This window comes from Acidobacteriota bacterium (assembly GCA_035471785.1).
Lineage (GTDB): Bacteria > Acidobacteriota > UBA6911 > RPQK01 > DATIPO01 > JANQFM01.
In genome coordinates this window covers 1-12432 of the sequence record DATIPQ010000143.1, presented here as the reverse complement: position 1 = coordinate 12432, position 12432 = coordinate 1, and the positions used below count along the sequence as shown (strand labels likewise).

The window sequence follows — 12432 nt, the reverse complement described above, 5'->3', positions numbered from 1 at the left end:
GGGGGGGGGCACTGGAGGAGGTCGCGCAGACTACCCGCGGTTGCGCACTTTTTCGACTTCGGCTTCCATCTGCGATTGCAGGCGCTGCTTTTCCTGCGCCATCTGCGACTTCAATTCCTCCACCTGATCGCGCTTTCCAGAGGCGGCGGCTTGTCGCAGCTTGCCCTGGAAGGCGATCTCGGTCTCGGCGATCTTGGAGCGGTAGCGGTTGCGCACCTCGGCGATCTCATTGCGCTGATCGTCGGTCAGCTTCTTGACCTTGAATTCTTCCTGCGCGTCCAGCTTTTCCAGGGCCAGTTCCAGCGCCGACTTGGGGCGTCCTGAAGACATCGATGCACCTCCTGCCGTTTATCCTACCATTGCGGCCCTGATGCTAAGATAGAAAGCCATGAACCCTCTTGCAGCCTGGGCCCTGCTGGCCCTTCTGACGATATCGCCCGCGGTCGCTCAAGACAGCGGCCTTCCCGAGCCCCAGCCTTCTCAGCACTTCGTCTATATCGACTACGAGTTCATCTTTACTTTCGAGATGGTGGACGGGATTCCCGTCGTCAACATCATCACCTTCGCCGAGGGGGAATGGCCGCTGCGTCCTCCCCAGATCCACATCCTCGACGAGGAGAAGGGGCGGGCCCGCGTCAAAGAGTTCTCCATGGACACCGGAACCGAGCCCTACCGCACTCCCTTTTTCAGGGTTTTGGGGAACAGTTTCATCGGAATCGACCTGCTGGGCGATTTCTCGGCCCATCAGCAGCCGGCGCAGGTCCACTTCGACCTGGGACAGTTCCGTTACCATTTGAAGCCCGTCGATCCGCTGGGCTTTGAAACCCTGGTGCAGAAGATCAACTCGCTCAACTTCAACAGCCCCGACATCAGCCAGGACTTCGAGGTGCTGGAAATCGAGTTAATGGGCGTCCGCCGCGTGATTCCTCGTCGTCGTTAACTTCGAACCTCGAACCTCGCACTTACGCCAACGGCTGCTGCTGGGTCACGCAGTGCAGCGTCCCCAGCCCGCGCACCAACTGACGGCAGTCGATGTCGACTACCCGGCGGTCTGGAAACAGGTCCTCGAGCACCTTTTTGGCTTGCCTGTCGCGGGGATCGCCGAAGCTGGGCATGAGGACCACCCGGTTGGCGATGTAGAAATTGGCGTAGCTGGCCGGCAGGCGCGTTCCCTCTTCTTCGCGCAAGGCCTGCGGCATGGGCAGGGTGACGATGGTGTAGGGTTGTCCGTCAGGTCGGCGGAAGCTGCGCAGCCGCTTCAGATTGTCGCGCAGCGGGGCATAGTTTTCGTCCCGCGGATCTTCCTCCAGCGCGCACACGATGGTGTCGGGGGAGGCGAAACGGGCGATGTCGTCGATATGCCCGTCGGTGTCGTCGCCCGCGATGCCTTCTCCCAGCCACAGAATCCGGCTCAGGCCCAGGAAGTCCTTCAGGCATTGCTCGATTTCCCGGCGCTGCAGGTGCGGGTTGCGGTTGGGGTTGAGCAGGCACTGTTCGGTGGTCAGGCAGGTTCCCGCGCCGTCCACTTCGATGGATCCGCCTTCCATGACGATGCCGGGGGTGAAGCAGGGCACGCGCAGAGACGTTTGCAGGCGTCGGGGAACGGAGTTGTCGGGCAACAGGTCGTCATACTTGTTGCCCCAGGCGTTGAAGATCCAGTCGTTGTAGGCCAGCCGGGGCGCCTGTTGGCGGCGCACCAGGAAATTGGGGCCGTAATCGCGGATCCAGACGTCGGCGGTGGGCAGCAGGCGGCAGATCAGGTTCTCTTGGGGAACCTCCCGCGGCAGGCGCGAGCGCACCTTCTGCTCGACCGAGGACTCGTCGATGAGCAGGTGCACCTCTTCATGGGGCAGCAGAGCCGCCATCATCTGATGATAGGACTCGCGCACTGGCTCCAGTCGGGCGAAGGTGACCGGGTTGCTGGGATAAGAGAGCCAGGTGGCTTTGTGGCGGCTCCATTCCGCGGGCATGGCGTAGCCCAGACGGGATGGAGGGGTCTCGCGGCCGCTCACTTGTCGATCACCCGGCGTTCGATTCCCTGGTAGGCGTCGATGCGGCGGTCGCGCAGAAAAGGCCAGTGGCGGCGCACTTCCTCCACCCTCGACAGGTCGCAGTCTGCCACCAGCACCTCGTCCTGGTCGCCGGAGGCGCGGGCGATGATCTGTCCGAAAGGATCGCAGACGAACGACTGTCCCCAAAACGTAAGGTGTCCTTCCCGTCCCACCCGGTTGGCGGCGGCCACAAAGACGCCGTTGGCCACGGCGTGTCCCCGCTGGACGGTTTCCCAGGCCTGGTGTTGGGCCTTCTTGACCTCGTCTTTTTCGCCTTCCGCCCAGCCGATGGCGGTGGGATAGAAGAGGACCTGTGCTCCTTTCAGCGCCGTCAGGCGGGCGGCTTCGGGAAACCACTGGTCCCAGCAGATGAGCATGCCCAGATTTCCCACCGGCGTGTCGGCGGCGCAGAAACCCAAATCGCCCGGCGTGAAATAGAACTTCTCGTAGAAGCCAGGGTCGTCAGGGATATGCATCTTGCGGTAGTGATCGACGATGCGTCCGGCGGGATCGATGAGCAGGGAAGAGTTGTGGTAGATGCCGGCGGCGCGCTTTTCGAAGAGGGGCGCCACCAGGTAGATGCCCAGTTCCCGGCAGAGATCAGCGAGGCGCCGGCTCGAGGGTCCTGGGACCGGCTCGGAAAGGTCGAAGCGCTCGACCTCTTCCCGGCGGCAGAAGTATTGGGAGCGGAAGAGTTCTTGCAGGCAGACGACCTGCGCCTCCTGGCGGGCGGCCTGGCGTACCAACCCGATGGCCTTGTCGAAGTTGGCCTCCAGGTCCTCGCCGCAGCTCATTTGGACTAAAGCGATCTTCAAGTGGCTCATAAGCGGCCTTTCCAAAGGCCCGATTGTAGACGAGAAGAGGCGGTGAGTTCATCCTCCGTCGACGATGTCCCAGTCCTGGCGTACAATTCCGCTCAAGATGGCTCATCCCTTGGTCCGCTACTGTGAAGAGGCCCGGCAGGTGTTGCTGGAGGCGCGCGACGTACTGGCCGGATGCGAGCTGGAGGAAGTCTTCACGCCCGAGTTGAGGGAACGCTTCGGCAGCCTCTACCGGCGCACGGCCCGTCCCGAGGTGCGCACCATGGTGACGGGTCCGCTCAAGGCCGGAAAGTCGACCTTGCTCAACGCGCTGGCCCGCAATCCCCACGTCAGCCAAATCAGCCAGTTGCCGGCCTATCCCTGCTTCGTCGAGGTGCGCGACCTGGAGCGGGACCAGCAAGGGACGCCGCTGGAGGACGCCCGCAGCATGTTCTACCGCCAGGACGGCTCGCTGGGCCGAGAGACCTCCCACCAGCAGGGCATCGAGTTCCTCGACGGACTGCTCGACGACTACATCCGGGCCGGCAAGGACGCTCCCATCGAATACGAGCGGGTGGTGCAGAAGGTCGATCTGCCCAAGGGGGAAGCCGGCGTTGAACTGGTGCTCATCGATTCGCCGGGGCTTTTCTTCAACCGCCGCGTGGACGCCACCTTCTTTCCCAGCGAGGACCTGGCTTCGGAAGCCGCCAATCCCGAGGTTCTGGACCGCACCCGAGACATGTATCTGGAAACCGACGTGGTCATCTTCGTGATCCGTCCCGAGCAGCTTTTCTTCGAGGCGGTGGCCGACTACCTGAGGAGCTTCGCCCGACGGACCAAGATGCGGGTCTTCATCCTGGTCAACGCCTCCACCCACAGCAAGGTGCAGAAGGGAACCGAGATCGTCGACTTCAACCAGGTCGAGGAACACGAGAAGATCCGCGACTATTTCCTCCAGCACATCGCCGACGGCGACCTGCTTGACGACATCCGCTCCGAGCGGAGAATCAGCCTTCATTTCGCGGATCTGCTGGACGCCGCCACGGCGCTTTTCTCCGCTCAAGGAGATGCCCAGGCCTTTGCCCGAACTCCCTCGGGCGAGGTGGTGGAACTGATCCGCCACTACATCTTCGGGGAGGACCTGGCGGCCCTTAAGATCCAGGACTTGAGCGAAGCCATCGAGGACAGTCTGGAGCAGGCCGACACTCACCTGGGACGCCTGCAGGAGCGGCGCCGGGCCCAGGCCGAAGTGCTGTCGCGGCGGCGCCAAAAGCTGGAGCGGGAAATCGAAGAAGTCGCCGGGGAGCATGAGCGGGAAAAAGAGCGCTTGCAGGAATTGCTCGACCTGGAGGGGCTGCTGGAAGAGCGGTTGGAGATCACGCGCGCATTTTCAGAACGGCGGGAGTTGCCTGAAGACAGTTCCGACTCCGTGGTGGCCGAGTTCGCCTCGCTGGCCGAGCCGCATCCTCTGCCCCAGGAGATCGCAGACCAGATCGAACGGATGTCGGGCCAGCGGGCCCGTCAGATCATGGACCAGATCTACCGCCGATGGCGCAAGGGCAAGTATGGTCCCCGCACCCTGCGTCTGCTGGCCGAGGCCTTTTGGGAATCGAAGCTGGAGGATGAGTCCACCTCGCTGCGCTCCTTCACCCAGCAGGCCGTAAGAGACTGTTTTCAGGCCATCGTCCGCCAGGCGGCCCGGCAGATCGAGGACGACCAACTGCGTCAGTGCTTGCAAGGGATCGATCCCGAACGCCTTCAGGCCCACGGCGTCAACCCCGCCTTACGCCACGGTCTGGCCCTGCTCCACTTCGAGCCCCGCTTCACCTTCAAGTGGGACGCCTGGAAGAGCGGCTTCCGTCTCACGCCCGAGGGGGTTTGGGGAGAGGACGGCGAACGCCCCATCATCGACCTCGACGAAGAACGCCTGCTCTACGACGAGCGCAAGACCTTTCTGCGCCAAGCCTGGGACGAGCCCTGGGGCTTGGGACGCTGCTTTTCCTCCGACTATCTGCAAGGCGTGGCCCGCGGGATTCTCATCGGCAAGATCAGCCGCCGCTGGGGATTCTCCCTGTCCCAACAATTGTCTTCCTGCCGCCAGGAGGTCCGCCGCCAGGACGGGACTCTGCGTCAGATCGACGAGCGCTTGCAGGACCTGCGCGCCAAAGACAGTGAACTGGAATCCGGCATCGAGCGCGAGCGGCGGCTGGAAGAGGATCTGCGGGAACGGCGCCTGCGCCTGTCCCGTCTGGCTGGCGAATCGGGTCAACCATCCGCCGCCTACGGCTTGTTGCCATACAGTTCCCGCCAGGCTTCGGCGAAGGACTGACCTTCTTCCCACCCCGTCTGGGAAGGCTCGTCGCCGATCAGGCGGATGGCATGGGCAAAAGCCTGGGAAAAGCGCAACAGGTAGTCGAAGTCGAAGTCCTCGGTCACCTCGTCCGAGGGCCGGTGGTAGTGCTTGACCAGCTCCGCCGTCCAGGCCCGGAATCCCGGACTGAACGTGGGAGCCGGCACCCCCTTGCGGGCGAAGGGGATGTTGTCGGAGCGGTTGAACAGGCGCTGCTCGGGAGCGGGATTGGGAATGGCCTCCATGCCGAACTCGCGGCAGGCTTTCTCGATAAGTGGACGCGCCGTGACCCGCTCCAGGCCTACTACCGTGACCACGTCGGTGTCGGTGTATCCGCCGGTGTCCGAATTGAGCAGAAAGACCAGCTTGCTCAGTTCCACGGGAGGATGCTCGGCCAGATAGGAGCTTCCCAGCAAGCCCACCTCTTCGGCCGTGAAGGCGATCAGCAGCACTGAGCGGCGGGGGGGCTTCTCGGCCAGGGCCCGGGCGGCCGCCAGCAGGGCCGTTACGCCCATGCCGTTGTCGCGGGCGCCATTGTAGATGAAGTCTTCCTCGCTGGCTCCCGGCAGGTTGCGGTCGGCTCCCACGTGATCGTAATGGGCGCCCAAGGCCACATACTGATCGCGCAGTTCCGGATCGGATCCTTCCACCCAGGCTACGACGTTGTCGGCCCAGACCGATTGGCTCAGCCTGGAGGGGATGTCGAGAACGGCTTCCAGATCCTGGGCCTCCCTGAGGCGGGTCCACAACTCCTCTGTTGCAGACGCCATCAAGTGGACGATGGGAGGGGTCGTCTCCTCTTCGCGGGGCAGCACCCGCGATCGTCCCAGAAAGGCTGCGAAACCGTCGAAGCCGGGGCCGATGAAGACTTCTACCAGCGCCACGGCTCCCCGGCTGCCGACTTCTTCCGCCTTGTCCGCTCCCGCCCGTACCCCGGCAAAGGCCGAGTCAGGACGGTCAGGGTCGCCGAAAGGCAGCACGACCAGCTTGCCCTCGAGCTTCTCGGGCAGGTCGTCCAACCGCTCGGCCACTGCCGTCGGGAAGCTCCCCTGCAAGGCCGGACTGAGCAGCTGCAGCAGACTCTCGGGGGCTCGGAATTCCGTCTCCAGCAGCCGCAGCGACCCCTCGGAGGGGGCCTGCGGAATCTCGCTCAAGGGGACCTTCTGACGGTAGCCCTGCAGGGAGGGCAGGGCGCGGGCTCCCGCCTCCTTGAGACGCGTCTCGATATAGTCGGCGGCCAGGCGTCCGCCCTCGGCGGTCACAAAGCGTCCCATCAACTCGTCTGAGGCCAGGAAGCGCAAGTCCTGCTCGATGGACTCCCGCGACAGTCGGTGCTCGGGCAGGTCCTGGGCGGCCGCCAGACGAAGGAAAAGAAGCGAGGCGAAGAAGACGGACAGGTATCGCTTGGGCATGGCTTAGAGCCTTTCTCGAAATCGACGGGCTAGGGTATGATCCCTACATGGCAACTCCTCGATACAGGTCGGAGGCCGAGGACAGCGATCTGGTCGCTGCTCTGAAGATAGGCGACGAGACAGCTTTCAGGCAACTCGTCGAGCAGCAGGGGCCCCGCATGCTCTCAGTGGCGCGCCGCTTCATGCGCGACGACGACCAGGCCCGTGACGTCGTCCAAGAAGCCTTCATCCAAGTTTACCGCAAGATCGGCACGTTCAAGCAAAAGGCCAAGCTGAGCACCTGGCTTCACCGCATCGTCGTCAATACGGCATTGATGCGCATCCGTTCCCGCAAGCGCAAGCGGGAAGATTCCATCGAAGACATGCTTCCCGGTTTCCTGGAGGACGGGCATCAAGCCAATCCCGCCCGCCCCTGGTCCGACAGCGGAGAAAAACTGCTGCAGCGCAAGGAGGTCCGCCAACTGGTGCGGGACGCCATCGACCGCCTTCCCGACAACTACCGTACCGTTTTGTTGATGCGCGACATCGAAGAGATGTCGACGGCGGAAACGGCTCAAGCCTTGGAGATCACCGAGAATGCCGTCAAGATTCGCTTGCACCGGGCCCGCCAGGCCCTGCGCGAGCAAATCGATCCCGCGCTGCGCAAGGAGGCCCTATGAAGGAGCAAGGACTGACCTGTCGAGAAGCCATCGATTTTCTCATCGACTACGTAGAAGGGGAAATGTCGGAAGAGCAAGCCGGCGCCTTCACCAGCCACCTTGAGAAGTGCCCCCCCTGCCGAGACTATCTGGAGACCTACCGGGAAGCGATTCGCATGGGCAAGGAGGCCTGCTGCGAAGAGGAAGAAATACCCCTCGACCCTCACCTGACCGAAGCCATTCTGGCGGCCATCCGCAAGTCCTGACCAGGACGCTCCAGACCCTCTCGTCTGCTCTCGTCAGCTCCTCCCGCCGCTCGGATTGGCCGCCTCTGAGGGCGGATAACAAATTCTTCACCGCTTCTTTATCAAGCCTAAATGCGAATTTCTTCGAAATTAGGGGCCACTTTTGGACCTCTCCGGTATCTATATGGGGTGTGAGGCAAGCCGGCGGGATCTGATGGAAAGGGCATCAAGCGATGAGCATTTGGGCTGTGATGGCGATTCTCCTCGGGATCACCGGCTTCTATATTTTTCTCTCCCTCTATCTGGTTTTCCATCTTGTGGCCAAGTCGGTCATCGGGCGGCGGGACCGCATCAAGTCGGAACCTCCCTCCGCCCCGCGGCTGCAATCCCTGCTTTCCCGAATCAAGCAGCGGACGGCCGAATCGGCCGAATCCTAACAACAAGCCGAGGCGAGGGTTGTGAGTTGTGAGCGGCGTCAGCTATGATGCCTGCATGGACGGAGCTTCTCTAGAGATCGCTTTTCTTATCATCCTGGTCGTGTTTTTTGTGCAGTCGCTGGCGTTGACCTTCGTATTGCTCAAGGTGTCGCGCCGGCTCAGCCTGCTGGAGAGGAACTTCAGCAAGTGGATGCGGCCTCTCGATCAGGCCGCCTCGGCACTCTCCAAGACGGTGGACCGCATACTGCCGCTCAGCCGCAAGCTCCCCCCCTTGCAGGAGACGATCCGCAAAGCATCCGACAAGACCCTGGAGACGGCCCGCGAGAGCGACGAGCGCCTCCATGAGACGGTGGAAAAGCTGCGCCGGGGCATGCGTCAGGTCGATCGCCAGATCGACGACGGCTTCCAGTCGTTTTCCCGCTACTCCTTCCAGGTTCATCAGGTCATCCTCCATCCTGCCCGGAGATTCTCCCAAGTCCTGCAAAGCGCCAGCGCTACGGTGCGGGCGTTCTTCTCCCGGGGACGCTCGGTGTCCCCCGAATTCGTAGCCGAGGAAGAGGACTTCATTTGAGCTGAGGGAGGAAGGGGAGGACCGGGATTCAGCGTACGTCGGCTTCCCGTTGGCCCAGCCGGACGGGCAAGATGAGCAGGCGGTCTTGGCGCAGCACCATGACGTCAACGTCCTCTCCGGCCGAGCGTCCTTCCAGGGCCAGAGTGAAGTCGTACATGTCGTCTATGCGGCGTCCGTCGAATCCGATCAGAATGTCGCCCTCGATCAAGCCTGCCTCGAATGCCGGAGTGTCCTCGTCTACGGCTCTCAGACGCAGCCCCGGGTAGGGCCAGTTGGCATCGCTGCGGATTCCCAAAAGGACCCCGTTGGACTGTCCCAGCAAGCCCAGAGTATCGGGTTGAGGCAGCAGGTCGATGGGCTGAGGGCGTTGAGGCATTCGGTCCAGCGAGAGCATTACCGACTGAACCAGGTTGATGACCTCGATGCTCCGGCTCACCTCGATGAGCGGCCAGTCGTCGTCGGGATGGTGGTATTGAGCGTGGTGCAGGCCGGTGGTGAAGAAGAGGACCGGTATGCCCGCTTCGGCAAAGGGCTGGTGGTCGGAGCGTCCGCTGGGGGAATTGAACGTTCTGATGCGCAAGGGCGTGCGGCGTTGGGCGGACCTTAACAAAGGCTCGAATTCTTCGGCCGTTCCGGCCCCGAGCACCAGGATCTCTCCTTGGCTGCGTCCCACCATGTCCAGATTGATCATGCAGATCATGCGTGCCGGATCGATGGTGGGCTGACGCATGAAATGGCGCGAACCGAGCAGCCCCAGCTCTTCTCCCGCAAAGGCGATGAGCAGGATGCTGCGGCTGGGAGTGGGGCCCAATGCCAGCTCGCGGGCCAGGCTCAGCAACGCCGAAGTCCCGGAGGCGTTGTCGTCGGCGCCGTTGTGGATTTGTCCCAGCAATTCAGGGTGGGTTTCGGGGCCTCCCAGTCCCACGTGGTCGTAATGGGCGCCCAACACGATCACCTCGTCGCTGCGTCCCTGGATGAATCCCAACACGTTGCGGGCCTCCCGCGTATTCTCGTTGACCTCCACGCGCAATTGGGCGCGCAGCCCCTCGATGGGGGAGGAACGCGGGGTAAGGCTGCGGTTGATGGCCTCCTCGCGGCTGCCTAAAAAGCCGCGAAAGCTCCAGGACCAGGCTGAAGAGGCCCGGAAGGCCGGAATGCCCAGGCTGTGGATTTCCTTGCCGCTCTCCAGCCGCTGGCGGTCTGACCGCAGCAGGCGGGGGCCCTGGGCGAAGAGGATTCCCGCCGCCCCATGGTCGCGGGCGTTGGCGATCTTGTAGCGCAAAGTGGAATAAGGCGTCGATGGCCCCCCGGCCAAGGGCGGTTCGCCTTCCAGAATCAAGGCGATCTTGCCCTCCACGTCCAGGCCCTGATAGTCGTCGTAGTCGGCCGCGCTGATGCCGTAGCCGGCGAACACCAGGGGGGCGCTGACGGTGCGCGAGGGCCAGCCGTATCCGATCAGTTCAAACTCCCTCTGTAAGGTCGGGTAGATGCCGCCATAGAGAAAGCGGACCGAACTATCCGGTCCCACACTGACCTGCACCGGAAGCTGAAAGCTCTGAAAGTAGCTGCCCTCGCTTCCCGCAGGTTCCAGGTTCAAGCTGCGGAATGCATCGGCGATGTACTCGGCGGCCAGTTCGGTCTGGGGATCGTAGTTGCCGCGGCCCCTCAGCTCGTCAGAGGCCAGGTAGCGCAGATGGCGCATGAAGTCCTCCTGAGCCATGACCGGCGTCAAGGTCAGCAGCAGGAGAATGGAAATGCGCCGGATCGTCCTCACTTAGTCGGGCCTCCTTAAGGCCATACGGCTGAGTCGCATCAAGGCATCGCTGAGCATTGCCACCGAGTGGCTGTTGAATTCCGAGGCGGTGACGACTGAAGGGGCCTTCAAGAAATAGTCCGCCAGGCGGTTCTCCAAGCGTTCCACAAGCGGGTCAGCCTGTCGCAGAAAATGATCGAAGTCGCCTTCCACGGAGGGCGACCGTTCATATTCTAGCAGGATTTCGACGTTGCCATACTCGCGAAAGTATCGCCGGAAAATATTGCGCAGCCGCCGCGACTCCTGCTCCATGGAGCGGATGGACTGTGCCGCCTGCACCCTGGAGGAATGGCCCCTTTGGTTGAGACGGCGCAAATCCTCTACCAGTTTACGCAGTTTGCGCCCCGTCGCCAGCGCCGTCTGGACCTTTTCCACCACTTGCCGGGGCGGAGGCGTGACCACGAAGCGGCTGCGGTCGAGTTGGTTGTAGAAGACGAAATGGATGTTGCTGCGGATGACCTGTTCCAGTTCCTGCTCGTCCAGTTGCGGATTGCGCTGCCGGCCGGCTTGGATGAGCGGACCGAGGTCGATGTCCTCGAAATCCATCAAAGCCTGGCGGCGGGCGAAAAAGATCTGCTGGTCGGTGGAAAAGCGCGACTGAGCCGCCAGCTCAGGCAGCCATAGCAGACAGGCGATTAAAGCCAGCATGAGTTGGCGTGTTGGTACGAGCAAGGCGCCGCCTCCTCTCATCGGCCGGCCCAGAGAGGCTGTCTGCCGAGGAATCGTCGCCTCTTATTATAGCCTGCCTGTCAATTGGAGCCGGAGACTTTTTTGAAGCGCTTTCAATCGTTTAGGGGTTTCAGGGGGGCGCCGACCCGGGGGGCAGGCGTTCAGTGGACTCCCATATGAATGAGGCGGTCGATCTCTTGCGCCGTCCGCTGGCCCGTCAGGATCAACTGGAAGAGATCTTCGAACTGCCAGTCGGGGTCGATCTCCATGCGCCGGGCCAGATCGGCCCGATCCAGGGGATGCTGTCCGTCCAGCACCAGGGCCTCCAGATGGTGGATATCGGCGGCCCCCCAGGGGCAGTCCTCGATCTCCACCGGCAAGTGCCGCCCCTTGAGGACGTAGGCCCTCCCGGTGCCGACGAATCCCATGTAGTCGGCCGCTTCGGCGGGAGGGCCGAATCCGCTGTAGGAGATCCGCTCCACTTGCACCAAGGTGCCCTTTTTCTGGTCGAAGAGTCGGTAGAAGACCTCCTCCTCCACCAGGTCCGAGGGGATGACGGAAAGCAGTCCTCGAGGTTCTTGGCCCCCGTCGTCGAAGAGGCTCCGGGCCAGGTCGGCCTGCCCGGCTTCCTTCAGGACTTGGGCGGCCTCGTCCAGTGACTTGAATTGAATGGCTTGCAGGTATTTGGGCATATCGTCCTAAAGCGGCCGGGGACCCGTGTCTAGGCACGCCGCCGCCTCGCTATGTTATACAGAAATAAGACGGTTGGGGGGAAAGCGGCCATGTTTGACGAACGGCTTTATCAGGCGGAAACCGGGGATCTGCTCTCCAAGAACCGCTTCAGCCAGGTGGAAATGGCGGTGGCCTTCCGGAAGGCCGTCTGCTATCGCTGCGGACACGCCGCTCTCTACAAGTACAAGGTCAAGCACCTGCGCCGCAATCCCGAGATCTTGTGCGGGGAGGGCGAAGAGGTGCGTCCCGACCACGAAGAGATGTGGCGGGCCATTCCTCGCTTCTGCGAGATCCCCCAGACCGTTAAATGCAAGAAATGCGGCGAAGTGATGGGTTTCTACGGCGAGCAGGTCTACTGAAAAGGCCGCCGCTGCCGGACCGGTGAAGGCGCCGAGAGGCCCTTGATACTTTTTTTCTTTCTTTTAAACGGCGCTTTTTCAGGCCTTTACCGCAGTCCTTGGGAAAAAAGCTTAAAAAATCTCTCTTCTGGCTTGAACTTGGGTTCGGAAATCCGTAAGCTACGGAGTCTGCGGTTGGGAGGGGCGGCTTTGCCGTCGCCTCTCAAGCCGCTTCGTTCTTTGACAACTGGACGGTAAGCAGTAAAGCGTTGAGCAGGAATCGGGTGTTGGGTTTTTTAGATTCAACTGAGAGTTTGATCCTGGCTCAGAATCAACGCTGGCGGCGTGCCTAACACATGCAAGTCGAGCGCGAAAG

14 protein-coding genes and 1 rRNA gene are annotated in these 12432 nt (G+C 62.3%); 8 read left to right on the top strand and 7 right to left on the bottom strand.

Annotation, left to right across the window (positions count from 1 at the left end; all coding sequences use genetic code 11):
* Positions 1–30 precede the first annotated feature (30 nt).
* Positions 31–330, bottom strand: coding sequence for a hypothetical protein (locus tag VLU25_20200; GenBank protein ID HSR70262.1), 300 nt, complete (start codon positions 328–330; stop codon positions 31–33).
* Between the two features lie 58 nt (positions 331–388).
* On the opposite strand from VLU25_20200, the gene VLU25_20195 reads away from it, so the two are divergent.
* Positions 389–940 (top strand): hypothetical protein, encoded by a 552-nt coding sequence (locus VLU25_20195; protein HSR70261.1) that lies wholly within the window; start codon positions 389–391, stop codon positions 938–940.
* 22 nt (positions 941–962) lie between these two features.
* Here VLU25_20195 and VLU25_20190 read toward each other — a convergent pair whose 3' ends face one another.
* Entirely contained in the window at positions 963–2012 is a 1050-nt protein-coding gene (locus VLU25_20190; GenBank protein ID HSR70260.1) for an agmatine deiminase family protein, read from the bottom strand.
* Positions 2009–2875, bottom strand: coding sequence for a carbon-nitrogen hydrolase (locus tag VLU25_20185; GenBank protein HSR70259.1), 867 nt, complete (start codon positions 2873–2875; stop codon positions 2009–2011). The genes VLU25_20190 and VLU25_20185 overlap by 4 nt, the downstream gene beginning before the upstream one ends.
* 97 nt (positions 2876–2972) lie before the next feature.
* Between VLU25_20185 and VLU25_20180 the strand changes: the two genes are divergently transcribed.
* Positions 2973–5180, top strand: coding sequence for a hypothetical protein (locus VLU25_20180; protein ID HSR70258.1), 2208 nt, complete (start codon positions 2973–2975; stop codon positions 5178–5180).
* On the opposite strand, the gene VLU25_20175 is transcribed toward VLU25_20180, so the two are convergent.
* Positions 5132–6613 carry a M20/M25/M40 family metallo-hydrolase gene (locus tag VLU25_20175; GenBank protein HSR70257.1) on the bottom strand — a complete coding sequence of 494 codons (1482 nt, stop codon included), beginning with the start codon at positions 6611–6613 and terminating at the stop codon, positions 5132–5134. The genes VLU25_20180 and VLU25_20175 overlap by 49 nt on opposite strands.
* 47 nt (positions 6614–6660) lie before the next feature.
* Here VLU25_20175 and VLU25_20170 point away from each other — a divergent pair, with 47 nt between their 5' ends.
* The 4 genes from VLU25_20170 to VLU25_20155 all read left to right on the top strand — a co-directional run bounded on the left by VLU25_20170 (position 6661) and on the right by VLU25_20155 (position 8504).
* A complete protein-coding gene (locus tag VLU25_20170; GenBank protein HSR70256.1) occupies positions 6661–7272 on the top strand; it encodes a sigma-70 family RNA polymerase sigma factor in 612 nt (203 codons plus the stop codon).
* Positions 7269–7517, top strand: a complete 249-nt coding sequence (locus VLU25_20165; GenBank protein ID HSR70255.1) for a zf-HC2 domain-containing protein — start codon at positions 7269–7271, stop codon at positions 7515–7517. The genes VLU25_20170 and VLU25_20165 overlap by 4 nt, the downstream gene beginning before the upstream one ends.
* A 212-nt stretch (positions 7518–7729) precedes the next feature.
* Positions 7730–7933, top strand: coding sequence for a hypothetical protein (locus tag VLU25_20160; protein ID HSR70254.1), 204 nt, complete (start codon positions 7730–7732; stop codon positions 7931–7933).
* A 28-nt stretch (positions 7934–7961) separates the two neighbouring features.
* Positions 7962–8504 (top strand): hypothetical protein, encoded by a 543-nt coding sequence (locus tag VLU25_20155; GenBank protein HSR70253.1) that lies wholly within the window; start codon positions 7962–7964, stop codon positions 8502–8504.
* Positions 8505–8532: 28 nt separating this feature from the next.
* On the opposite strand, the gene VLU25_20150 is transcribed toward VLU25_20155, so the two are convergent.
* The 3 genes from VLU25_20150 to VLU25_20140 form a co-directional block, all read right to left on the bottom strand.
* Entirely contained in the window at positions 8533–10278 is a 1746-nt protein-coding gene (locus tag VLU25_20150) for a M28 family peptidase (GenBank protein ID HSR70252.1), read from the bottom strand.
* Positions 10279–10989 (bottom strand): hypothetical protein, encoded by a 711-nt coding sequence (locus VLU25_20145; GenBank protein ID HSR70251.1) that lies wholly within the window; start codon positions 10987–10989, stop codon positions 10279–10281. It abuts the gene before it with no gap.
* A 158-nt stretch (positions 10990–11147) separates the two neighbouring features.
* Positions 11148–11678, bottom strand: coding sequence for a hypothetical protein (locus tag VLU25_20140; GenBank protein ID HSR70250.1), 531 nt, complete (start codon positions 11676–11678; stop codon positions 11148–11150).
* A 90-nt stretch (positions 11679–11768) separates the two neighbouring features.
* Here VLU25_20140 and VLU25_20135 point away from each other — a divergent pair, with 90 nt between their 5' ends.
* Both VLU25_20135 and VLU25_20130 read left to right on the top strand, forming a co-directional pair.
* Complete coding sequence (locus VLU25_20135) at positions 11769–12077, top strand: hypothetical protein (protein ID HSR70249.1); 309 nt, start codon at positions 11769–11771, stop codon at positions 12075–12077.
* Between the two features lie 281 nt (positions 12078–12358).
* A 16S ribosomal RNA gene (locus VLU25_20130) occupies positions 12359–12432 on the top strand; the annotation flags it as partial.